This window comes from Pseudomonas sp. ME-P-057 (genome assembly GCF_030208975.1).
Classification (GTDB): Bacteria; Pseudomonadota; Gammaproteobacteria; order Pseudomonadales; family Pseudomonadaceae; genus Aquipseudomonas; species Aquipseudomonas lutea.
Genome location: NZ_JARVSX010000022.1, coordinates 76,827 through 101,211, shown reverse-complemented (window position 1 = coordinate 101,211; position 24,385 = coordinate 76,827). Strand labels below are relative to the sequence as shown.

The 24,385-nt window shown below is 60.8% G+C and carries 17 protein-coding genes and 1 pseudogene; 14 read left to right on the top strand and 4 right to left on the bottom strand.

The window, feature by feature from the left end:
• Positions 1-113: 113 nt before the first annotated feature.
• Both QRN48_RS12915 and QRN48_RS12910 read left to right on the top strand, forming a co-directional pair.
• Entirely contained in the window at positions 114-563 is a 450-nt protein-coding gene (locus QRN48_RS12915; RefSeq protein ID WP_285350983.1) for a hypothetical protein, read from the top strand.
• A gap of 219 nt (positions 564-782) precedes the next feature.
• Positions 783-1,133 carry a hypothetical protein gene (locus QRN48_RS12910; protein ID WP_285350981.1) on the top strand — a complete coding sequence of 117 codons (351 nt, stop codon included), beginning with the start codon at positions 783-785 and terminating at the stop codon, positions 1,131-1,133.
• A 147-nt stretch (positions 1,134-1,280) separates the two neighbouring features.
• Here the strand turns inward: QRN48_RS12910 and QRN48_RS12905 are convergent, their stop codons facing one another.
• The 4 genes from QRN48_RS12905 to QRN48_RS12890 form a co-directional block, all read right to left on the bottom strand.
• Positions 1,281-2,402, bottom strand: coding sequence for an SMP-30/gluconolactonase/LRE family protein (locus tag QRN48_RS12905; RefSeq protein WP_285350979.1), 1,122 nt, complete (start codon positions 2,400-2,402; stop codon positions 1,281-1,283).
• 365 nt (positions 2,403-2,767) lie between these two features.
• Positions 2,768-3,994, bottom strand: coding sequence for a c-type cytochrome (locus QRN48_RS12900; protein WP_285350977.1), 1,227 nt, complete (start codon positions 3,992-3,994; stop codon positions 2,768-2,770).
• A complete protein-coding gene (locus tag QRN48_RS12895; protein ID WP_285350975.1) occupies positions 3,991-5,754 on the bottom strand; it encodes a GMC family oxidoreductase in 1,764 nt (587 codons plus the stop codon). Before QRN48_RS12895 ends, QRN48_RS12900 begins: the two co-directional genes overlap by 4 nt.
• Positions 5,755-5,760: 6 nt before the next feature.
• A complete protein-coding gene (locus QRN48_RS12890; protein WP_191943353.1) occupies positions 5,761-6,507 on the bottom strand; it encodes a gluconate 2-dehydrogenase subunit 3 family protein in 747 nt (248 codons plus the stop codon).
• A gap of 517 nt (positions 6,508-7,024) precedes the next feature.
• On the opposite strand from QRN48_RS12890, the gene mrdA reads away from it, so the two are divergent.
• The 12 genes and pseudogenes from mrdA (at position 7,025) to phnC (ending at position 24,356) form a co-directional block, all read left to right on the top strand.
• Positions 7,025-8,959, top strand: coding sequence for a penicillin-binding protein 2 (mrdA, locus tag QRN48_RS12885; RefSeq protein WP_052075091.1), 1,935 nt, complete (start codon positions 7,025-7,027; stop codon positions 8,957-8,959).
• Between the two features lie 597 nt (positions 8,960-9,556).
• A complete protein-coding gene (poxB, locus tag QRN48_RS12880) occupies positions 9,557-11,278 on the top strand; it encodes a ubiquinone-dependent pyruvate dehydrogenase (RefSeq protein ID WP_191943352.1) in 1,722 nt (573 codons plus the stop codon).
• Positions 11,279-11,766: 488 nt separating this feature from the next.
• The gene (locus QRN48_RS12875; protein ID WP_285350970.1) at positions 11,767-12,618 is read left to right on the top strand and encodes a MurR/RpiR family transcriptional regulator; all 852 of its coding nucleotides are present in this window, start codon (positions 11,767-11,769) and stop codon (positions 12,616-12,618) included.
• Positions 12,619-12,812: 194 nt separating this feature from the next.
• Positions 12,813-13,367 carry a D-alanyl-D-alanine dipeptidase gene (gene ddpX / locus QRN48_RS12870; protein ID WP_285350969.1) on the top strand — a complete coding sequence of 185 codons (555 nt, stop codon included), beginning with the start codon at positions 12,813-12,815 and terminating at the stop codon, positions 13,365-13,367.
• 256 nt (positions 13,368-13,623) lie between these two features.
• Complete coding sequence (locus QRN48_RS12865; RefSeq protein ID WP_285350968.1) at positions 13,624-15,180, top strand: ABC transporter substrate-binding protein; 1,557 nt, start codon at positions 13,624-13,626, stop codon at positions 15,178-15,180.
• A gap of 122 nt (positions 15,181-15,302) precedes the next feature.
• Complete coding sequence (locus QRN48_RS12860; protein WP_285350966.1) at positions 15,303-16,319, top strand: ABC transporter permease; 1,017 nt, start codon at positions 15,303-15,305, stop codon at positions 16,317-16,319.
• Positions 16,320-17,219 (top strand): D,D-dipeptide ABC transporter permease, encoded by a 900-nt coding sequence (ddpC, locus tag QRN48_RS12855; RefSeq protein ID WP_285350964.1) that lies wholly within the window; start codon positions 16,320-16,322, stop codon positions 17,217-17,219. It begins immediately after the preceding gene.
• Positions 17,216-18,256 carry an ABC transporter ATP-binding protein gene (locus tag QRN48_RS12850; RefSeq protein WP_285350963.1) on the top strand — a complete coding sequence of 347 codons (1,041 nt, stop codon included), beginning with the start codon at positions 17,216-17,218 and terminating at the stop codon, positions 18,254-18,256. Before ddpC ends, QRN48_RS12850 begins: the two co-directional genes overlap by 4 nt.
• A complete protein-coding gene (locus QRN48_RS12845) occupies positions 18,253-19,236 on the top strand; it encodes an oligopeptide/dipeptide ABC transporter ATP-binding protein (RefSeq protein ID WP_285350961.1) in 984 nt (327 codons plus the stop codon). Before QRN48_RS12850 ends, QRN48_RS12845 begins: the two co-directional genes overlap by 4 nt.
• 760 nt (positions 19,237-19,996) lie before the next feature.
• A pseudogene (locus tag QRN48_RS25405) lies at positions 19,997-21,031 on the top strand (HAMP domain-containing protein); the annotation flags it as partial.
• Positions 21,032-21,124: 93 nt separating this feature from the next.
• The gene (locus tag QRN48_RS25400) at positions 21,125-21,889 is read left to right on the top strand and encodes a methyl-accepting chemotaxis protein (protein WP_420806895.1); all 765 of its coding nucleotides are present in this window, start codon (positions 21,125-21,127) and stop codon (positions 21,887-21,889) included.
• A gap of 1,633 nt (positions 21,890-23,522) precedes the next feature.
• Positions 23,523-24,356 carry a phosphonate ABC transporter ATP-binding protein gene (gene phnC / locus QRN48_RS12835; protein ID WP_285350957.1) on the top strand — a complete coding sequence of 278 codons (834 nt, stop codon included), beginning with the start codon at positions 23,523-23,525 and terminating at the stop codon, positions 24,354-24,356.
• The last annotated feature ends 29 nt before the right edge of the window (positions 24,357-24,385 follow it).

Below are 24,385 nucleotides of genomic sequence, written 5' to 3'. Positions count from 1 at the left end.
CTTGTTAAAGGTGCCACCTTCACCACACTGAGGAATGACGGAAAAGCGTTGCCTTTCTGCCGTTCTTGCACGCGAGTAATGAAGGCCCTTGGTATCAAGGATGGAGCATTAATATGATTCATGAGATAGAAGATCTAGAGATGGCAGCACTCGAACAACGGTTCGTTGAGGAGGGATTGTCATACGACACAGTTAGACGTCTGTTTGGAAAGTTCTTGCTAGAGCTGTTTGACAATGGAACATTTTCCAGCATTTTTGACAAGCGAACGCCAAGTCTTGTTCCTCATCTAAAAAAAGCGGTCGCTTGTCGAAAAATAGATCGACGCGACCCAGCAATAATAAAGATGATGCATGAACTCTGGGTTTTGCACGACCAGCAATGTGGACGAAACGCCGACCTTTCAAATCTTGCCAGGTGTGTAATCGTCTGCTATGGAACTCAAGAGGAATGGGAAAAAGGAGACTCAACTGAGCCAACAGCGGTATATCTCTACTGGGTCTACTTAAAGGGAGTTATTCCCGGGATTCACCCGCTTTTAATTGAGTTCTTCACCAAGGATTAGGCTTTGAATAACGGCCTCTTTATTTTCTGTGATTGTCTAAAAGGGCTGGCCTCGGGTTATTGCTGATTCGATGTAACAGCCGCCCTAGGTCTTAGGTCTCGGTTCTGTTTAATCAAGGTCTGAGTATAGTAAAGGGGACGGCCCCCTTTATTCTATATCGGGGTTCGTAACCCAATCGATATTTCTACCGTTAGAGCGAGGAAGCACGGTTCATGAGTCATGCATACAGACTTGGGTTTTTCCAGTGAGACGATGACCGGGCACGTTCTAGAGGTTTTGAAGCAAAGCGATTCGTGTGTCGCTGCGGACGAAGAATTCATCTATTTAAAGGACCAAGTCGTAAAAACCGAGGCTATTTATGATGTGCGGATGAGCCATGAGGGCCAGCGCTCACTGTGGCTCGAAGTGAATTTGAAGTCGCTGGCGCTATGCGATGTAGTGCGCGCTGCAATCGGTGAATGCCAATTTAGGTGTTTGGAAGATGGCGATGTTGATAATGAGATAACTTTGAGCGAGGCGTTCTTGATCAGAAACATTGCGCAGCCGGAGCGTAATCGTTGGAGTCAGTGATGCGCTCATTTCGAAATGGTCCAATGGAAAGAGTTTTCGGGCAGTCGTGCTATTTCCGATAACACATCAGTTCGACGATTCCGCCCGGACCTGAGTGTAGCGCTTCATGTGCGACGGCCGTTCGGCCGTCGCCCCAACTAAAAACCTCTACAACGCAAACGACGTCCCACGCGTATTCACAAACAGCGAGTAAATCGAATGGCTGCTCGCCATGAACAGCCGGTTCCCTTCACGTCCACCAAAGCACAAGTTGGGGCAGCGCTCTGGCAGCGAGATATGCCCAATGGCTTTCCCCTGGGGGTTGAACACGCGCACGCCGTCCAGTTTTTCCAGGTCGGCTTTCGGATCGCCGTTGCCGCCCCAGCCACACCAGAGGTTGCCGGCTTCGTCGCATTTCATGCCGTCGATCGCGGCGTAATCCAGGCCCTCGATGTGCTTGCGTCGTTCGCCGAGGGTGCCGTCGTCCTTGACCGCGATGGCCCAGACCAGACGGTTGGGCTTGGCGCGGCCTTCGACGACGTAAAGGGTTTTCTCATCGGGTGAAAAACACAGGCCGTTGGGGCCGGCGAGGTCGTCAATGACCCGCGTGACCTTCTTGCTGTCGCCGTCAATGCGGTAAACCGCGTGGGGCTGGGACGGGGTGATTTTGTGGCCTTCGTAGTTGTTGCTGGTCTGGAAGGGCGGGTCGGTGAACCAGATCGAGCCGTCGCTTTTGCAGACGATGTCGTTGGGCGAGTTGAAGGGTTTGCCGTCGAAACTGTCGGCCAGCACGGTGATGGTGCCGTTGTATTCGGTGCGGGTGATGCGCCGGCCTTCGCTGGTGGTGGTCGAGCCTTCGCAGGCGATCAAACGGCCCTGTCGGTCTCGGCACAGGCCGTTGGAGAAGTTGGAATGTTCGCGGTACACGGAGAAGGTGTCGGTGATCTCGTCCCAGCGCATGATGCGGTTGTTGGGGATGTCGCTGACCAGCAGATAGCGGCCATCGCCGACCCAGACCGGCCCTTCGGCCCAACGCATGCCGGTGGCGAGTTTCTCCACGCTGGCGTTGAACACGCGCAACTCCAGGAAGCTGTCATCGAGGATATGAATCAGCGGGTCGGGGTAGCGCTGGCTGAGAGGCTCGGCGGCGTCGGCCAGGCGGGGGAGTGCGGCGCTGCCAACGGTGGCGAGCGTGGCGGAAACGGCGAGGGATTTTTTCAGGAAGCTGCGGCGGGTATTACCCTGGTTACGATCAAGGCTTTCGGGCAAGGCGGACAGGGATGAGTCCATGTAGCAATCTCCGTTGTTTTATTTTTTTACGGGGACCCTAGTAATACCTCGTGATAAGACATCGTACAAGTGAATGGTGGGTCGGGTATGTAGATCATTCACGAGGATTGGCTGCCAGCACGGGCCTCTTCCCGGCTAAAGCCGGTCCCACTGACAGCGGCGCTTGAGTCTGTGGCACAGACAACGGCGCGTGAGCCGGTCCCACAAAAAAGTGTCGCGCTCCCGTAGGACCGGCTCTAGCTGGGGAGGTCTGTGCTCTGTCGTTAGGCAGATGCTAGTGATGTCCAATTTCCCCAGGCCGAAAAAAATGCCTGGCCCCACTTCTGCGGCCAGGCATTTCCTTAAGCATCAGCGAGCCAACACACCTACTTTGGCCGCAAGCCCTCACGCACATCCTTCACGTCTGACGCCGAGACCGCCGGGGCGGCATTGCCCCAGGTGTTGCGCACATACGTCAGCACGTCCGCGACATTCTCGTCCGACAGGTTCCAGCCAAATGCCGGCATGGCCGGAGCCGTCGGCGCTGCGTCGGTTGCACCGGCACGGCTACCGGCCAGCACTACGCGAATCAGCGATGAAGGATCGTTGCTGTTTACCAGCGGCGCCATCGCCAGTTTCGGGAACAGGTTGGTCGCACCTTCGCCGTTCGGGGTATGGCAGGCCGAGCAGCGGTCGCCATAGATGGCCTTGCCCGCGACCATGGCCGCGTCAGTCTCCGCCAGCGGTTTGGCGGCCTCGACCGGCTTGGCGCCGTCCTTCAGGTACACCGCAACGGCGAGCAGGTCCTCGTCCTTCCAGTGCTGCGAAGAGTGCTCCACTTCCTCGGCCATCGGCCCGGACGCAATGTCAAAACGGTTTGCGCCGGTTTTCAGGTAGCTGACGATGTCGGCTTCGCTCCACGCGCCGATGCCGTCATGGCCGTTGGAGGTGATGTTCGGCGCCACCCAGTTCTGCAGGTTCGCACCGCTGAGGAACTGATCGTTCTTGTCCCCGCCAATCAGGTTCTTCGGCGTGTGGCACGTGCCGCAGTGGCCCAGGCCTTCGACCAGGTAAGCGCCGCGGTTCCACTGCTCGGACTTGTTCGGATCGGCCTTGAATTCGCCCTCCTTGAAGTTGATCAGGTTCCATGCGATGAGGCTGGTGCGCACGTTGAACGGGAACGGCAGCTGATTGGTCTCGACCTTGTTGTCCACCGGGTCGACGGTTTTGAGGTACGCAAAGATCGCCAGATTGTCCTCACGCCGCACCTTGGTGTAAGCGGTGAAGGGCATGGCGCCGTACAGACGCTTGCCGTCCAGGCCATGGCCTTTGGACATGGCGTTCTGGAAGTCCTCGAAGCTCCAGCGACCGATACCGGTCGCCGGGTCGGGGGTGATGTTTGCGCCCGCCAGTTTGCCGAACGGCGTGTCGAGGATGACCCCGCCGGAAAACAGCGGTTTGCCAGGGATGGTGTGGCACGCCGTACAGTCGCCGAGGGTGGTCAGGTAGCGACCCTTCTCGACAATGTTGTAGGAATCGGCGCCGGTTGCCCCATGAGCCAGAGACACAGACAGGCCGATAACGCCTGCGCAAGCAGTCAGAAGAGTCTTCATACGCTGATCATCTCCCCTGGACGCTTGAGGTAGCGCGTACGAATGGCGTCCGCTGCTTTAAATGCCAGTGCCGCCACCGTACCGGTCGGGTTGTAGCCCGGGTTCTGCGGGAAGGCGGATGAGCCGACCACAAACAGGTTAGGCACGCCCCACACCTGCAGGTATTTGTTCACCGAACTGTTCTTCGGGTCAGCGCCCATGATGAAGCCGCCAACGATGTGCGAAGACTGATACGGCGCGCTGTTCCAGTGCCCTTGCTGAGAATTGGGCACCATCTGCCGCGGGTTCATGCTCTTGGCAATCTCGCCGACCTTGCCGGTGACGTACGCCGCCATCTTGCGGTCGTTGTCCGGGAAGTCGAAGGTGATACGCAGCAGCGGACGGCCCAGCGGATCCTTGTAGGTCGGGTCCAGCGACAGGTAGTTGGTGCGCGTCGCATAGCTGCTCGCTTCACAGCCGATGGACATGGTGCTGGCGTAGTTCTTGACCGTGGCTTTTTTCCATTCCGAACCCCACGCCGGGGTGCCGGGCGGGAGAGGGCGCGAGTCGATGGGCGCAGCGCCGATCGGGGTTACCCGGGTGCTGCCGCCGCCGACGAAACCCAGGCCGGAGTGGTCGAAGTTGTCGTTGTTGAACTCGTCGATGCCCATGCCGATGGCGCCGCCACCGATAAACGGGTTGAAGTTCTTGTCATCGAAGAACATGCGCACGCTGTTGGCGGTCTGGTACGCGTAGTTGCGGCCCGTGGTGCCCGTATTGGTCACCGGGTCGTACGGCTGACCGACGCCGGACAGCAGCATCAGGCGCACGTTTTCAAAGATGAAGGCGCTGATCACCACCAGCTCTGCCGGCTGTTCCCATTCCTCGCCGTTGGAATCCATGTAGACGATGCCGGTGGCGCGCTTGCCACTGCTGTCCATGGTCACGCGCAGGACTTCGCAATTGGTCATGGCGGTAAAGTTCGGCTTGCGCACCAGCACCGGCAGAACGGTGGTGATGGCGCTGGCCTTGGAGTAGTTGGCGCAACCGTAGTTGGTGCAGAACCCACAGAAGGTGCATTCGCCCATCGCTACGCCCAGCGAGTTGACGTAAGGGCGTGACAGCAGCGCGGAAGGCACCGGGAACGGCTTGTAGCCCAGGTTCTTTGCAGCTTCGGCGAACAGCGTCGGCGCGTAGGTCTGCGCGGTCGGCGGGTTCGGGTATTCCTCGGAGCGCGGGCCCTCGAAGGTGTTGCCGCCTTCCTGGATCACGCCCTTGATGTTGCCGGCTTTACCGGAGATGCCCGCCAGGCGGTCGAACTTGGCGTAGAAAGGCTCCATCTCGTCCCAGTCGGTGCCCCAGTCCTGCAGGGTCAGCTCGGGCGACAGCTCTTTGCCGTAACGTTCGGTCAGGTGGCTGTGCAGCCGGAACTCGTGTGGCTGGAAACGAAAGGTGATGCCGGCCCAGTGATTGCCCGCGCCGCCCGTGCCGTTGCCGGGGTGAAACGAGCCCCAACTGCGCATGGGCAGTGCGGTCTCGTTGACGTTGTTGCGAATGGTGGTGGTGTTTTGCCGGGTCCTGACCATCAGGTCCTGACGGCGCGCGAAGCGCAGTTCGTCCGTCGCCGAGGCCAGGTTGAAGTCAACCGCCGTGTCGCGCCATGGGCCGCGTTCGAAGCCGATAATCTTCAGGCCTTCGTCCGCCAGTTCATTGGCAATGATGGATCCGGCCCAGCCGAGCCCGACAACCACGACGTCCGTGGATGGTAGTTTTTTGGCCATGTCGAATTAACCCTTCTTGTTCCAGGCGGAGCTGCCGATGATGGAGAGCGGCACCAGATTCAGCTTCTGGTTGTGCAGACCGATGTAGGGGCGGTAGTCGTAGCGCGCACCGGGAAAACCGATCATTTTCCACGACACCATGTCGCGGTTGCCGCCATACACGGGGTCGGCGAAGAAGCCTTCCATGGTGTTGCCCAGCACTTGCTGGAAGAATAATTTGCTGTCGATGCCGTCCAGCGCGATCTCGCCTTTTTCCACACCGGTCAGGACCTTGTCCTGCTGCTCGGGGGCGAGGGCGGCAAAGCCTTTCTGAAACTGCTTCTGGCAATACGCTTCCAGGCCGGCCAGGCCCAGACGGTAGCGCTGGCGCGGTACCAGTTCCGACTGATCGCCCTGCATCGGCGTGCCTTGTACGAAGGGGCCTTGCATGTACAAACGGCTGAACGTGCCGTACTCGCCGGCCAACTGGCGGTCGATGAACACGGCACAACCGGCGTCCTTGCCGCTGACGCTGAGGTCGTCGGCAGGGATCAACCGGGCCACGATGGCTTCCACCGTCGCGGCCTCGGCGTCGGTGAAAAACTGCCAGCCGGGCGTGTCGTAGTGCATGGGGCCGTTATGGTCGAAGGGCACCCACTGTGGAACGCCGACGACGGTGGCCGCCTGAGCGGTCGCGGCGGCGCCAACTGCCAGGGTGGTGGCTGAAGACTTCAGCAGCTGGCGCCGGGTCAGTCCTTTGGGTTTCTCTGTCATTCTGGGCTCCTGCAAAACCGCGCCGCCACAGGCCATCAAGATGGTCCGTGCCGGGGCTGTACTCTGCGTTCTTTATCACGGGTATTGCCGCGCATACGATGTGCTCGGCAGGTGGCTCTTGGCAGGGTGTGACATTGGGTCTCTGGCAAGCCAGCGCACGAAAGGCGCACGCTAGGCAGGGAGGTGCCATAACCGCTCATCATCTTTTGATGCCGATATCCATGATAGATGTGTTACGACGTATTGCGGCGGCGGATTTGGTAAATGACTTTTACAGATCCCGTAACAGTGACGTTTTTTCGATAGTCAGTTTTGTGGGTCCCGGCGCTTTGCGCTGCCACGCAGGAGCAGGCTCGCTTCGTCCTAACTTGGGCAATCGCGCCAACCTGACAGAATCTTCATAAAGCCGGCCCCGTTGCCGAGGCGACTTCTTGGTATCGTGCACGCCATTTGCGTCCCGCTTTCCCTTGCGGGTTGCTGTGTATGCCGTCCTTCTGTTCACCGAGTAGCTGCAGAAATGCCCGATCCAATACCCCTTAAAGACCACGAGAAGGAAACCCGGCTGGTCAATAAACGCTTGATCGCCTGTGCTGTTTTCGTGGCCATGCTCAGCGTCGCCCTGGTGTGCCGCATGTACTTCCTGCAAGTCACCGAATTCGCTTATCACTCGACCATTTCTGAAAACAACCGCGTTCACGTGTTGCCGATTCCGCCGGAGCGCGGACTGATTTTCGACCGCAACGGCGTGATTCTCGCCGACAACCGTCCCAGTTTTAACCTCACCATGACCCGCGAGCGCGCCGGCGATTGGCATGCGGTGATCGACACGCTGATGCAGATTCTCAATCTGCCGGACGAGGATCGCATCATCTTCGACAAGGCCATGAAGAACTCGCCGCATCGGTTTGTGCCGGTGACCTTGCTCTATGAGCTGACCGAAGAGCAGATCGCCCTGTTGGCGGTCAACCAGTTCCGCCTTCCAGGGCTGGATGTCGAGGCGCAGTTCGTGCGTCATTACCCGTTGGCCGAGCATTTTGCGCACTCGATTGGCTACGTTGGGCGTATCAATGAAAAAGAAGCGACCCAGCTTGATCAGGTCGAATACCGCGGCACTCAATCGATCGGCAAGACCGGCGTCGAGCGTTTTTACGAGAGCGAGCTGCACGGCCACGTCGGCTACGAAGAAGTCGAAACCAACGCTCAGGGGCGGGTGTTGCGGGTGCTCAAGCACACCGACCCGGTGGCCGGTAAAAACATCACGTTGAGTCTGGACATCAAGCTGCAGAAGGCCGCCGAAGAGGCGCTCGGTGACCGCCGCGGCTCGGTGGTAGCCATCGACCCGGCCACCGGTGAAGTGTTGGCAATGGTCAGCAAGCCCAGTTTCGACCCCAATTTGTTCGTGACCGGGATCAGCTTCAAGGAGTATTCGGCGCTGCGTGATTCGGTTGACCGGCCGCTGTTCAATCGCGTACTGCGCGGGTTGTACGCGCCCGGCTCGACGATCAAGCCTGAGGTGGCGATTGCCGGTCTGGACAGCGGCGTGGTGACGCCGTCGACGCGGGTGTTCGACCCGGGCTATTTCCAGTTGCCGGATTTCGATCACAAATATCGGAACTGGAACCACAGCGGCGACGGCTGGGTTGATTTGAACGCAGCGATCATGCGTTCCAACGACACTTATTTCTACGACCTGGCGCACAAGCTGGGCATCGACCGTCTGCACGATTACCTGACCATGTTCGGCATCGGCCAGAAGGTCTCGCTGGACATGTTCGAGGAGTCGGCAGGGCTGATGCCGTCCAAGGAATGGAAGCGCATCACCCGACGCCAGGCCTGGTTCCCGGGCGAAACGGTGATTCTCGGCATTGGCCAGGGCTACATGCAGGTCACGCCGCTGCAACTGGCCCAGGCGACCACCCTGATCGCGAGCAAGGGCATCTGGCACCGTCCGCACCTGGCCAGGGAAATAGGCGGGGTCTCGCCGGTAGACGAACACCCGATGCCGAACATCGTGTTGCGTGACCCCCACGAGTGGGATCAGGTCAATAACGGCATGCAGGCGGTGATGCACGACCCGCGCGGTATCGCGCGCGCCGCTGCGCAAGGCGCGCAATACCGTATCGCCGGCAAGAGCGGTACCGCGCAGGTGGTGGCGATCAAGCAGGGCGAGCGCTACAACCGTGAGAAGACCCTGGAACGGCATCGCGACAACGCCTTGTTCGTCGGCTTTGCACCGGCCGCCAATCCGAAGATCGTGGTTTCGGTAATGATCGAAAACGGCGAGGCGGGCGGTCGCGTGGCCGGGCCGGTGGTGCGGGAGATTCTCGACGCCTGGCTGCTCGATCAGGACGGTCACCTGAAACAGCAGTACGCCACGCCTGCCGCCACCCCGGTCAACCCGAAAGTGCAGATCGCCGCGCCGAGCAAAACCGTGGTGCAGCCGCCGGTGTGAGATTGAAAGGCCCCAATGCTCGCTTCCCGAACGACGCTGGCCTAACACATGGCGCATGCCCTTGGCGCTGGCCTCGCACATGGCCCACGCCCTTGACGCTGGCCTCGCGCATGGTTCGTGCCCTTGACGCGGGCCTCACACATGGCGCACGCCCTTGACGCTGGCCTCGCGCATGGTTCACGCCCTTGACGCTGGCCTCGCGCATGGTTCACGCCCTTGACGCTGGTCTCGCACATGGCGCACGTCCTTGATGCTGGCCTCGCGCATGGTTCGTGCCCTTGACGCGGGCCTCACACATGGCGCACGCCCTTGACGCTGGCCTCGCACATGGCGCACGCCCTTAACGCGGGCCTCACACATGGCGCACGAACCTGTAGGAGCCGGCTTGCTGGCGAACCCGATCTGCCAGTTACGCAGAAGCTGACTGACACAACGCGTTCGCCAGCAAGCCGACTATCTACGGATTCCAGCGCGCTCAAAAATGGCACCCACCCACACGCACTGAACTGTGTCAGGCGCTGCGGGTCGATTTGAGACCACGCGCACGGTCTATCCAAGGCCTCGCGCGCTCATTCGACTCGACAAGGAATTTGCCCCATGTCCAGCAGAACCATCGCCGATTACCTCGCCCAAACCCTCGCTGCTGCCGGGGTCTCGAAGATTTGGGGCGTCAGCGGCGACAGCCTGAACGGGCTGACCGACAGCCTGCAGCGCCTGGGCAAGATCCAGTGGATGCACACCCGTCACGAAGAGGTCGCAGCGTTCGCGGCCGGCGCCGAGGCGGCGTCCACCGGCAAACTGGCGGTGTGCGCAGGCAGCTGTGGTCCGGGCAATCTGCATTTGATCAACGGCCTGTATGACTGCCACCGCAGCGGTGTGCCGGTGCTCGCCATTGCTGCGCAGATTCCCTCTTCCGAAATCGGCCTGAATTACTTTCAGGAAACCCATCCCACCGACCTGTTCAAAGAGTGCAGCCACTTCGTCGAAACGGTCAGCACCCCGGAGCAGTTTCCGCGCGTGCTGGAGCGGGCGATGCGTGCAGCGATCAGCCAACGCGGCGTGGCAGTGATTGTGATCTCCGGCGACGTCGCCCTGAGCGCGGCACCAGACATCAAGCCTCAATGGGTCGATCATGCACCTGCGCGGGTGATCCCGGCAGAAGCCGACCTGCAGCGGCTGGTTGACCTGCTCGACGGCTCCAAGGCAGTGACGATTCTCGCCGGTGCCGGGTGCGCCGACGCCCATGATCAAGTGGTTGCGCTGGCCGAAAAACTCTCCGCGCCAGTCGTCCACGCGCTGCGCGGCAAGCAGTACATCGAATACGCCAACCCCTTCGACGTCGGCATGACCGGCCTCATCGGCTTCAGCTCCGGCTACCACGCCATGATGGCCTGCGACACGCTGGTCATCCTGGGCAGCAGCTTCCCGTATCGTAATTTCTACCCGGATAAAGCCAAGGTCGTTCAGATCGACATCGACCCCACGGCAATCGGCCGCCGTGTGCCCGTGGCGCTGGGTCTGGCTGGCGGCATTGCCGAGACCCTCGATGCGGTGCTCCCGCGTCTGAAAGAACACACCGACCGCAAGTTCCTCGACAAAGCGCTGGACCACTACGCCAAATCGCGCGAAGAACTGGACGAACTGGCCACGCCATCAGGCCACGGCGAGCCGATCCATCCGCAGTACCTGACTCGCCTGGTAGATGCCTACGCCGACCCGGACGCGATCTTTACCGTCGATGTTGGCACGCCGACACTGTGGGCGGCGCGTTACCTCACCATGAACGGCAAGCGCTCGCTGTTGGGCTCGTTCAACCACGGCTCCATGGCCAATGCCATGCCTCAGGCACTCGGTGCAAAGGCGGCGTTCCCGCAGCGGCAGGTGGTGGCGCTGTGCGGCGATGGCGGGTTGTCGATGCTGATGGGCGATCTGCTGTCGATCCGCCAGTTGAACCTGCCGGTCAAGCTGGTGGTGTTCAACAACAGCTCGCTGGGCTTCGTGGCGATGGAGATGCAGGCGGGCGGCTATGTGCCCCATGACACCGACTTCGATCGCACCAATTTCGCCAACATCGCCATCGGTGCAGGGATTCTGGGCATTCGTGTTGAAGACTCCGCAGACCTGCCGAACGCGCTGAAGAAAGCGTTTGAACATCCGGGGCCTGTGGTGGTGGACGTTGTGACAGCAAAACAGGAATTGGGCATGCCGCCGAAGATCAAGCTGGCACAGGCGAAGGGCTTCAGCCTGTTCATGCTCAAGGCTGTGATGAATGGCAAGGCCGACATGGTGCTGGAGCTGGCGAAGACCAACCTGCGCTGATTTCACGGGGGCCCGCGTTCCCATGTGGGACAGGCTTTAGCCGGGAAGGGTAGCTTGGTGACACCTAAAGATTCGGGGTGTTCACACGGGCCTCTTCCCGGCTGAAGCCGGTCCCACTAATACACCGCATCGCCACGTGGATCCCACTAATGAACCGGATCTCCATGCGATTCCCACCAATGGATCGCGTGTCCTTGTAGGGCCCGCTAATGGATCGCATGTCCTTGTGGGACCGGCTTTAGCCGGGAAGAGGCAACCCTCGCGCCCTACATTATCTCCCTACCAAGCCCCCATTTTTGCCCCCCAATCGCGCATCTGGCCTAACCCTCGCACCACCCTGATTCACCAAAATCCCTTACTTGAAATCTTTGGAAAAAACCGTTGTAAGGGCGAGAATTGCGATGTTATGTTGCTAACATCCTGTCGCAGAATGACCGCCGGATAACATTTCCGACGCCTGCGCGCCACGCTTCAGAAGCGGAACACCCATGCAGAAAACCCCTTTTCTCGATGCGCTGGAGCAACGCTTCAGTGACCTGACGCCTACGGGCAAGCGCATCGCAGGCTATCTGCTGGCCAATCCACAAAAGCTGCCTTTCGAAACGGCCGACAGCATCGCCCAGCAGACCGGAACCACCGGTATTTCGGTGGGGCGATTTCTGCGCTCTTTGGGCTACCGCAACCTTGACGACGTCAAACAGAGCCTGCGGGGTGACAGCGCAAGCCCCTGGGTTATCACTGACAGGCTGGGTGCCTTTCGCGAAGAAAACACCCAGGGCGATGCGCTGGAGCGTTCAATGAACCGCGAGCTTGAGGCCATTCAGCGGGTGTACGCCCTGGCCCGCAGCGAAACCTTCGCCCGCATCGTGGACCGACTGTACAGCGCCGAGGCCGTGTTCATCGTTGGCATTCAGACCACACGCGGCATTCTCAACGCCTTTTTCAGCCACTTGGAGTACATCCGGCCCAAGGTGTACTACGTCGATGGCCTGTCCGGCACTTATGCCGAATCCCTCAATTCGCAGTTTCAAGACCCCTATGCCGTGATCGCCGACTTCCGCACGTATTCAGCCGTGACGCGTACGTTTTGCGAAGTCGCTCATCAGCAGAACGTGGGGCTGGCTTTCGTCACCGACTTTCACTGCCCGTGGGCCCGTGATTACCCGAGCGACTTGTTGCAGCTGAACTCCGACGTGGGCCAGTTCTGGGATTCCCTTGCGCCGTTGACCTGCCTGTTCAACCTGATGGTGTCGGCGGTGGCGGAGAAATTTGGCGAGCGTCTGGATCAGCGCCTGGCGAAGAACCGTGAGCTGCAGCAGGTGTTTGGCCAGTTTGAGTAAGCAGGATTGCCCGGCTGTAGCGGGTTTCACAAGCAACAGCTTCCCGGCTGAAGCCGGTCCCACAGGGCTAGAACCGGGGCTACGTGCGGTCGGTGCCGCGCAATGATTTGGACCAGGAGTGGGACCGGCTTTAGCCGGGAAGCTTCATCCACAAGGCAACACTGAATCAACACGCAGATCTGGAGAGTCGTTACGTGAACAGCCCCCTCGTCGAAGTCGACGCCGATGCGCTTGAGGTCGAGATCGACCTGATTTATGCCGGCGCCGACAACCTCGCCGGCAAGCAGATTTACCAGGACCCGCGTTGCCTGCTGCACCGCGATGCCGAGCGCTGCCTGCGCAAGGCCAGCACTCTGGCGCGACAGGCCGGTTTGCGCCTGCGCGTATTCGATGCCTATCGCCCGGCGTATGCGCAATATTTGCTCTGGCAGGCGCTGCCCAACCCCGAGTACGTGCGCGACCCCAGCCTGGGTTCTCATCACACCCGCGGTGTGGCGGTGGACCTGACTTTGATTGATGCCAGCGGCAAGGCCCTGGACATGGGCACCGGGTTCGATGACATGCGCGAGCATTCCCATCAGTTCTTCGCCGACCTGCCCGCCGAGGTACAGCGCAATCGTCTGATGTTGCTGGGCATCATGCTGGCGGCAGGCTTTACCTACATCGACAGCGAGTGGTGGCACTACGAACTGCCCGAGGCAGACGCCTATCCGCTGATTAACGACGGTTCGGTGGGGCCGGCGGGCTGAGATGGACAAGCGGCAAGCGGCAAGCAGCAGGCGGCAAGCGGCAAGCAGCAAAAGGGAGAGTAGAGCAGCACACCGCACAAACCTGACACACACGACCGGGACGACCATGAATCCCGGCTGAATCTGGCGACACCTCAACTTGCATGAGCAAGGTGCGCCATTTCGCAGGCCTCAGGCCTGTGAGCTTAAACTGCCCGGTATAGCTTCAATAACAAACCTGACGAACTTCCATACATCGAATGATCAAGGAACCGGCATGAAATCAATCGTTACTCCACGCACGCTGGCGATGGCAGTCCTCTGCACCGCCATGGGCCTCGGCGCCTGGCAGTCGGCCAGCGCAGCCGTCCCCCAGGACACCCTGATGATCGGCAAACCGTCCGATCCGCAAACCCTCGACCCGGCCGTGACCATCGACAACAACGACTGGACCGTGACCTACCCGGCCTACCAGCGGCTGGTCACCTACAAAGTCGAAAACGGCAAAGGCAGCACGGAAGTGGCGGGGGAACTGGCCAGCAGCTGGACCACCTCGGCGGACAACCTGACCTGGGAATTCAAGCTCAAGCCGGGCAACAAGTTCGATGATGGTGCCGAGGTCAACGCCGACGCCGTGAAGTTTTCGTTTGACCGGGTAATGAAGCTCAAGCAGGGGCCCTCTGGCGCCTTCCCTGATGACATGACGGTGTCGGTGGTCGATCCGCTCACCGTGCGCTTCACCTTGAAAGCACCCTATGCGCCATTCCTCTCGACGCTGGCCCACAACGGCGCGGCGATCATCAATCCCGACGTGGCCAAGAAACCCGAAGGCGCGGAAGCCTGGCTGTCGAACCACACCGCAGGTTCCGGCGCATTCAAACTGGTCAACTGGCAGAAAGGCCAGACCCTGACCATGGAGCAAAACAGCTATTACGCTGGCCCCAGACCGACGCTGAAAAAGGTCGTGGTGAAGATCATCGGTGAGGCCTCGGTGCGCCGCTTGCAGCTTGAACACGGTGACCTAGACATCATCGAGGACATGCCCGAAGACCAGCTAGAAGCGCTGGCGAAAAAATCCGGCATCGTTGTGGGTGACTATCCATCACTGCGCGTGACGCTGCTGTACCTCAATACGCAAAAAGCGCCGATGAACAACCCGGACGCGCGGCGTGCCATTGTCGAGTCGCTGGACTACGACGGCATCATCAACGGCATTCTCAAAGGCAAAGCCAAGCCGTTGAACGGCCCGATTCCACAAGGCATGTGGGCGTACGACGAGAAACAGCCGGCCTTCAAGCAGGACATGAACAAGGCTAAAGCCGACCTGGCGAAAGTTTCGCCGAAGGTCAGCAACCTGACGTTCATGTATTCCGACAAAGACCCGAACTGGGAGCCGATAGGCCTGACCCTGCAAGCGGGACTGCAGCCGCTGGGCGTCAACCTGAAGCTGGAAAAGCTCGCCAACGCGAGCATGCGTGAACGCTTGGGCAGCGGCGACTTCGACATCGCCATCGGCTCGTGGAGCCCGGACTTCGCCGACCCCTACATGTTCATGAACTTCTTCTTCGACTCGAAGCTGAAGGGGCTGGCGGGCAACCGCTCGTTCTATGACAACCCGGCGGTGGACTCGCTGATCCGCGAATCGGCCACCACCAACGACATGGGCAAACGCATCGAGCTCTACCAGCAGGCGCAGAAGATCGTGCTCAACGACAGCGTCTACGCCTACCTGTATCAGAAGGCCTACACCTTGCCGATGAGCGAGAAGGTCAAGGGCTACGTGTTCAACCCGATGCTGGAGCAAGTGTTCAACGTCGGCACGATCACCAAGTAAGCGTTTCACCGGTAAGTCGCTGTCGCATTGCATGGCTCCGTCGCTCTGGCGGCCCATGCGGTGCAACGCTGTGTCCGCGAGCTGTTTCGCGTTATTGATCGACTGCGTGACCGAGGTGCCTGATGGCCTTCCTGAATATGCTGCGTAAACGCCTCGGCGGCCTGCTGCTGGTCGTGTTCGGCGTTTCCCTGATTACCTTTTCGATTTCCCACCTGATCCCGGGCGACCCGGCGCGGCTGATCGCGGGCGACCGTGCCACTGACGCCATTGTCGAAAATATCCGCCATCAACTGGGGCTGGATTTGCCGCTGTATCAACAGTACGGCCGCTACATGATGGACCTGCTTCAAGGCGATCTGGGCACGTCAATTCGCACCCATCGTCCCGTGCTTGAAGACCTGCAAGCATTCTTCCCGGCCACGCTGGAGCTGGCCCTCGTCGCGCTGACCCTGTCGATTCTGGTGGGCGTGCCATTGGGCGTGCTGTCGGCGGTGTATCACAACCGTTTCATCGACCAGGTGGCGCGAACCCTGGCAGTGACGGGGATTTCTACCCCGGCATTCTGGCTCGGGCTGGGCCTGATCGTGTTGTTCTACGGCCATTTGAACTGGTTGCCGGGCAGCGGTCGCCTTGACGAGGGGCTGGAGCCGCCGCGGACCGTCACCGGTTTCTACCTGATCGACTCGCTGCTGGCCGGCGACACGGCGCTGTTCTTCAACGCATTGCAGCATCTGATCCTGCCGGCCATCACCCTGGGCTTCGTCAACCTGGGGGTGGTTGCGCGGCAGATCCGTTCGGCGATGCTCGATCAGCTGGGCGAAGACTACATCCGTACCGCGCGGGCCTACGGCCTGTCGAAGTGGGCGGTAATCCTGCGCCACGCATTGCCCAACGCGCTGATTCCCTCGGTGACGGTGCTGGGCCTGACCCTGGGCGATCTGCTCTACGGCGCGGTGCTCACCGAAACCGTGTTTGCCTGGCCGGGCATGGGCGCTTACGTGGTCAAGTCTATCCAGTCCCTGGATTTCCCCGCCGTGATGGGTTTCGCGATCATGGTATCCTTCATTTATGTGCTGCTGAACATGGCGATCGATCTGCTGTACCGCCTGATCGACCCGCGCATTGGCGAGGTCAACTGAATGTCCACTCCGATCACCGCGCCCGCCGTGGCGCCACTGCCGGCGGCATCGCGCTGGCAAGACACGTTTGCTTACCTGGCGCACCAAGTGCGCCGCAGTCCGCTGACCATGGCGGGGTTGCTGATCACAATGATGGTGCTGTTGGTGATGGTGTTCGCGCCCTGGCTCGCGTCCCATGACCCCAACGCCCTGAACCTCAGCCAACGCCTGGCTGCGCCGTCCGCCGCCCACTGGTTTGGCACCGATGAAGTGGGCCGCGATTTGTTCAGCCGCGTGCTGTACGGCAGCCGGCAATTCGTTGGCGTCGGGCTGTTTGTGGCCTTCGCATCGTGTCTGGCCGGGGGGTTGCTCGGCTGCCTGTCGGGGATCATTGGCGGACGTTTCGACGGTCTGATCATGCGCCTGATGGACATCATGCTGTCGGTGCCGTCTCTGGTGCTGATCATGGCCCTGGCCGCTGCGCTCGGCCCGAGCCTGTTCAACGCCATGCTCGCCATCACGCTGGTGCGGATTCCGTTCTACGTGCGGCTGGCCCGGGGGCAGGCCCTGAGTATCCGCCAGATGGGTTACGTCAAAGCCGCCGAGACCTTCGGTGCCGGGCGCTGGCACATGGTCAGCTGGCACGTCGCGCGTAACGCGATGCCGCCGTTGCTGGTGCAGCTGAGCCTGGACATCGGCAGCGCCATCCTCATGGCGTCGGCGCTGGGTTTCATCGGCCTTGGCGCGCAACAGCCGACCGCGGAGTGGGGCGCGATGGTCGCCACGGGTCGTAACTACATCCTCGATCAGTGGTGGTACTCGACCTTTCCCGGCGTGGCGATTCTGATCACCGCCACCGGCTTCAACCTTTTGGGCGACGGCGTGCGTGATCTGCTCGACCCACGGCAACAGGGGAAATGACCATGACCGCTACTGCTCAACAGCCCCTTGCCGGGCCTGCACCGGTGCTGGTCATTGATGACCTGCGAATTGAATTCCCGGCCTACAAGAGCACCGTCAAGGCGCTCAACGGGGTGTCGCTGCACGTCGATCCCGGTGAGATCGTCGGTGTTATCGGCGAGTCCGGCTCTGGCAAGTCGGTCACCGCGATGCTCAGCCTGCGCCTGCTGCCGGAGCGATCTTACGAGGTGAAAAGCGGCAGGTTGAGCATCCTTGGCCGCGACATGCTGACCGCCAAAGAGAAGGACCTGCTAAGTGTGCGCGGCCGTGACGCGGCGATGATCTTCCAGGAACCCATGACCGCGCTCAACCCGACCCGCCGGATCGGCCGGCAGATGCTAGACGTGATCATTCACCACCAGCGCCTGAGCAAGGCCGAAGCCAAGGCCAAAGCCATCGCTTTGCTGCGCGACATGCACATCGCCGACCCCGAGCAGGTGATGAACAGCTACCCCTTCGAGCTGTCCGGCGGCATGCGCCAGCGGGTGATGATCGCCCTGGCGTTCTCCTGCGATCCGCAGTTGTTGATTGCCGACGAACCCACCACGGCGCTCGACGTGACCGTGCAACGACAAGTCCTGCTGTTGCTGCGCGAGAAAGCGCGGGCACGCGGTACGGCGATCTTGCTGATCACCCATGACATGGCGCTGGTGTCGCAGTTCTGCGACCGCGTCTACGTGATGTACACCGGCGCGGTGGTGGAGCAGGGCGTCACGGCGCAGGTCATGGCCGACCCTCAACACCCTTACACCCGAGGGCTGCTCAGTGGTTTGCCGGAGCAGGTCGAGCCAAGGCAGGATCTGATGACCATCCCCGGTCAGGTGCCCAATCTGTCGGCGTTGCCGGACGGCTGTACGTTCCGTGATCGCTGCGCCTTCGCCATGCCCAAATGCGTGAAGCGTCCGCCGATGCACACCCTCAATGTCATTGCGGACCGCAAGAGCGCCTGCTGGCTGAGCGTTCCCCACCCCGTCACCGCACAGGAGTCGCGGACATGAACCGCTCGGCCCTCAAACCCTTGCCGGACCAAAGCCCGGCCATCCTCGCCCTGCACGACGTGCGCGTGCATTACCCGATGGGCAAAGACTGGCTCGGTCGTCCCAAGGCCTTTGCCCATGCCCTCAACGGCATTGATCTGCAGGTCCGCGCCGGTGAAACCCTGGGCGTGGTCGGTGAATCCGGCTGCGGTAAAAGCACGCTGGCGCAATTGCTGATGGGGCTGATCAAGCCGACGGCGGGCCGGCTGGCCTGGGTTTACAGCACCGAGCAAGAGCGCAGCAGCAACGTACAGATCGTCTTTCAGGACCCGCAGTCGTCCCTCGACCCTCGATTGCCAGTGTGGAAAATCATCACTGAACCGCTATTCGTGCAGCGGTCTGCGCCGCGCCAGGCGATGCGTGCCATCGCTGCGAAAGTGGCGTCTCAGGTGGGCATTCGTACCGAGTACCTGGAGCGCTTTCCCCATCAGTTTTCCGGTGGGCAGCGTCAGCGCATTGCAATTGCCCGTGCGCTGTCTTCGGACCCGGACATCATCGTCCTTGATGAGCCAACGTCGGCGCTGGATATTTCGGTGCAGGCGCAGATCCTCAACCTGCTGGCCGAACTGCAACGCAGCCGCGACCTCACTTACATCCTTATCTCCCACAACGTCTCGGTGGTGCGTCACATGGCCGACCGGGTGGCGGTGATGTACCTGGGGCAGATCGTCGAGCTGGGCACCGCCGCCGAGGTACTGGAGCGGCCGCGGCATCCGTACACGCAACTGCTGCTGGAGGCGGTGCCGCGTCTGGGCGTGGCGGTGGATGAGGCGCAGGCCTCGGCGCCCACGGAGCTGCCGGGCAACCGCACGCTGCCGACCGGGTGCTTCTTTCGCGACCGTTGCCCCAAAGCCACGGCTGGCTGCGAACAGCCTCAGGCGCTGCTTCCCGTCAGAGGCGCAGCAGAAGGCGAGCGGGTGCGCTGTCATCTGGCGTCGTAAGGGAGGGCTGTCATCAGACCCGCAGGAGTGCGGCTGCTCGCGAATGTGGTGTGCCAGTCAGTGCATCATTGCCGGGAAAAATGCCTTCGCGGGCAAGCGCGCTCCTACAGTGCCGGGCAGTCAGGCGATGACATGATCGTTCCCACGCTCCGCGTGGGAATGCAGACCCTGACGCTCCAGGTCGCATGGATATTCACCGCACGGGCTGTCATCACACCTGTAGGAGCGCGCTTGCCCGCGAATGCGTTATGTCAGTCAGCGCATCAGTGCCTGATGAAATGCCTTGGCGGGCAAGCGCTCCTACAATCCCGGGCAGTCAGGCGATGACATATTGACTGGGGTGATGCGTTCGCCAGCAAGCCGGCTCCTACAGGGCGTGTACACCTTTCAATTCACTGATGTTCCCACGCTCCGCGCGGGAGTGCAGAACCTGACGCTCTGCGTCACGTAGCCACACACAAAGCTTTACCAATTAACGCCTGAACATTAGCGGCTGTTAATTAAGCCTTATATAAGCAATGGTCTTTATTGGATCCACTCATTGAAATAACGCTGTGCGTTTGAATGGAAGTTGACTGGGATCTCCCTCAATTAACCGCCCCCGAACTTTCATCTATAACTGCCCTAAATTCCGCACCGTCGCGGCCGAAACAGCTTTCATGCCGTGCCTATTTTTCCCCTGCAGACCGCGTGCAGGGGGCAGCGCACCTGTCGGCACCGCATTCGCGTCGCTGTCATCTCCGGTTATGGAAATACTCATATGATCAAACGTCTGGGTTTCAGCAGAAAGATCCTGCTGGCCGCTGCACTGATAGTGGTAGTTGCCTTTTCCTGTTTCATTCTGGTGAACGATTATCGCCAACGTGAAACCCTGAAAAACAACGTCGCTTCCGAACTTCAACAGTTGGGCAGTCTGACCACACAAAACATTCAAACCTGGCTCGACAGCCGCACTCAGCTGCTCAACTCCATGGCCCAGCAGATCGCTGTTGACGGCCCGGCGGCGAGCAGCCTGCAGCGCGTCATCGGGCTGCCGGTCTACCCGGACAACTTTCAGCTCAGTTATTTCGGCGGCAAGGACGGTGTGATGTTCTCCGTGCCCGCCGGCAATCGCGCGGCCGACTACGACCCGCGTGCCCGTGGCTGGTACAAGGCGGCCGATGCGGCGCAGGGCATCATCGTCACCGAGCCTTACATTGCCGCTTCGTCGGGCAAGCTGGTCGTGACCCTGGCCACGCCGGTGCGCCAGCAGGGGCAGATGATCGGCGTGGCCGGCGCGGACATTTCCCTGGACGCCATCAGCAAGACCATCAACTCGCTGAACTTCGGTGGCCACGGCTACGCGTACATCGTCAGCGCCGACGGCAAGATTCTGATTCACCCGGACAGCAAGCTGTTGCTCAAAAACGTCAGCGAAGCCTATCCAAACGGCGCGCCGAGCATTGCGCCCGGGGTTGCGGAAATCGAGTCCGGCGGCAAGGCGCAGATCATCTCGCTCACCAAGGTGGAGGGCCTGTCTTCGGCCAACTGGTACGTGGCGCTGGTCCTCGACCGTGACGCGGCCTATTCGATGCTCAGCGAATTCCGCTCCTCGGCGATCTTCGCCATGGTCATCGCCGTGGCAATCATCATGCTGGCGCTGGGGCTGTTGATCCGCGTGCTGATGCAGCCGTTGCACCAGATGAGCCGCGCGATGCAGGACATTGCCGACGGTGAAGGCGACCTGACCAAGCGTCTGGCCATTGTTTCGCAGGACGAATTCGGTGCACTGGCGCAGTCCTTTAACCGCTTCGTCGAGCGCATCCACGGCTCGATTCGCGAAGTGGCCTCGACGGCAGGGCAGTTGGGCGAGGTGGCCGCTCGTGTGGTGGGCGCATCCAACTCGTCGATGGGCAATTCGGATCAGCAAACCAGCCGCACCAGCAGCGTGGCTGCCGCGATCAACCAGCTCGGCGCTGCCGCCCAGGAAATCGCCCAGAACGCCGCGCTGGCGTCGCAGCACTCCAGCGAAGCCACGCAACTGGCCAGCGAAGGCCAGGGCGTTGTCAGCCAGACGATCAAGGCAATGAATCAGCTGTCCGAGAAGATCAGCGAGTCGTGTGCCAACATTGAAACGCTGAACAACAAGACGGCCAATATCGGGCAGATTCTGGAAGTCATCACCGGTATCTCGCAGCAGACCAATTTGCTGGCGCTTAACGCTGCCATCGAAGCGGCGCGGGCAGGGGAAGCGGGTCGTGGGTTTGCGGTGGTCGCCGATGAGGTGAGAAACCTGGCGCACCGTACGCAGGATTCGGCGCAGCAGGTGCAGGGGATGATCGAGGAGTTGCAGGTCGGCGCTCGCGACGCGGTGATCAATATGACCGAGAGCCAGCGTCAGAGTGAGAGCAGTGTGGTGATTGCCAATCAGGCCGGGGAGCGCTTGAACAGCGTGACGCGTCGGATCAGCGAGATCGATGGTATGAATCAGTCGGTGGCGACGGCGACCGAGGAGCAGACGGCGGTGGTGGAGTCGATCAATGTCGACATTACGGAGATCAATACGCTTAATCAGGAAGGCGTGGATAACCTGAAGTCCACGTTGGATGCGTGTGCTCATCTTGAGCATCAGACTGCGCGGTTGCAGCATTTGGTGGGGACGTTTCGGATCTAGATCGCATATCAGGATCAGGATCCTCAAGATCAAGATCCTCAAGATCAAGGGCGCCTGCCTGGGGGCAGACTGTTTCGCCTTCGGCGAGTTACTTGGAAAAGTCGAAAGTCGCACCATCCCCAAGTAACCAAGGGTGCTTGCTCCTGGTTAGGATCTTCCTTCGTCGGGTTCCTTCACTCCGGTCTCGCTCCGTTGGCCCGCCGCCATCCGCCATCCATGGCGGGGGGCGGCTCTCGCGGCATCCATGCCGCTCGGCCCACGGAGCGAGACCTGCGTTCAGCCTGCACCCAAGTCGCGATTGGCGGTGTCTGGGCTTTTTGCTTATGAAGATCAAAAGCGAATCAAAAGCAGAGCAACAGCTTCCCGGCTGAAGCCGGTCCCACAGGTATCCGCAGTGCTTTCAGTGGGACCGGCTTCAGCCGGGAAGAGGCCAGTCTTAATACGCTCAATTCTGCGGTGTGACACTGGGCGCTTTCCCGGCTAAACCTGGTCCCACCAACCCAGGCACGACGCGGAACTGTAGGAGCCGGCTTGCTGGCGAACCGGTTTCGGCAGCCGACACTCTCGGTTCTGGCGCACCGCGTTCGCCAGCAAGCCAGCTCCTACAGAACCGCTGCCAGGCATCTGATCGCGCCCACGCTCTGCGTGGGTATGCATCCCGGGGCGCTCTGCGTCCATCGCAAGCTGAACCCGGCCCTTTTGGACGAAACGCATTCCACAGTGGGACCGGCTTCAGCCGGGAAGAGGCCAGTTTCAACACGCCACTTCTGCGGTATGACACCGGGCGCTTTCCCGGCTAAAGCCAGCCCCACCAACCCAGACACGACGCGAAAACTGTAGGAGCCGGCTTGCTGGCGAACCGGTTTCGGCAGCCGACACTTTCGGTTCTGGCCCACCGCGTTCGCCAGCAAGCCGGCTCCTACAGAACCGCTGCCAGGCATCTGATCGTGCCCACGCTCTGCGTGGGTATGCATCCCGGGACGCTCTGCGTCCATCGCAAGCTGAACCCGGCCCTCTTGGACGAAACGCATTCCACAGTGGGACCGGCTTCAGCCGGGAAGAGGCCAGTTTCAACACGCCACTTCTGCGGTGTGACACCGGGCGCTTTCCCGGCTAAAGCCAGCCCCACCAACCCAGGCACGACGCGGAACTGTAGGAACCGGCTTGCTGGCGAACCGGTTTCGGCAGCCGACACTTTCGGTTCTGGCCCTCCGCGTTCGCCAGCAAGTCGGCTTCTGCAGAACCGCTGCCAGGGATCTGTTCTGCAGTGCTGCGACCAACGCTGTACGGCTAATGCAGTCGCACTTGCTGTATCGCGATAGGCCAACGGACCAACGGCACGAATTATTTGTTTCAGCCTCACCTTCGGACTCGCCCATTCAGCCTCGACATCCGTGCAACTTGTCTAGCGCGGGCGGCGGCTAGATCGCCCTTGCGCGCCAACCTGTCCACGATCCTCGCGAAAAATCCCGCATCAAACCGTCTCCGAAGTGCAACCCCACAGTCATCGTCGATTCATGGAACTGCCACAGGCTGCCCCTAATGTCACTCGCACCGAACGCGGCCATGGACGGTCGTGCGTCTGATCATTCACTCCCGGCAGGACGCTGGAATCACAAGACCAGAGAAGCCCATGACCGCAGCCATTCATGTCGACCGCTTGAACAAGACATTCGCCCGAAAGACCGCTTTGGTTGACCTCGCATTGTCTATACAACACGGAGAAATGGTGGCGCTGATCGGCGCTTCCGGCTCCGGCAAGTCCACGCTTTTGCGCCACCTCGCCGGCCTTGCCTGTTGCGACCGTGACAACGGCGGCAGCGTCCAGGTGCTGGGCCGTGAAGTGCAGGCCTCGGGCCGTCTCAACAGCAAGGTGCGCCGTCTGCGCGCGGACATCGGCTACATCTTCCAGCAATTCAACCTCGTCAATCGCCTCAGCGTGCTCGACAACGTGCTGCTCGGTTGTCTGGGCCGCATGCCGCGCTGGCGTGGCAGCCTTGGGCTGTTCAATGCCGAGGAAAAGGCCCGCGCCATGGCCAATCTTGAGCGCGTCGGCCTGGCTGACCTGGCGCCGCAACGGGCCTCGACGCTGTCTGGCGGGCAGCAGCAACGCGTGGCCATCGCCCGCGCGCTGACTCAGCAGGCCGAAGTCATTCTGGCTGACGAACCGATCGCCTCCCTGGACCCCGAGTCCGCGCGCAAGGTCATGGAAATTCTCGCCGACATCAATCGCCAGGACGGCAAGACCGTCGTGGTCACCCTGCATCAGGTCGATTACGCCGTGCGTTATTGCCCGCGCGCCGTGGCGCTGAAAGGCGGGCGGATTCATTTCGATGGCAACGGCGCCGAGCTCAACGGCCAGTTTCTCAATGACCTGTACGGCGCCGACGCTGATACCAGCCTGATGTTCGACGGCAACGCACGTCCTGCCGAACGTCCGGCGCGGCTGGTCATGGCCCGGGCCTGACCAGCCAAGGCGCTTTGCGCCGCGAATCC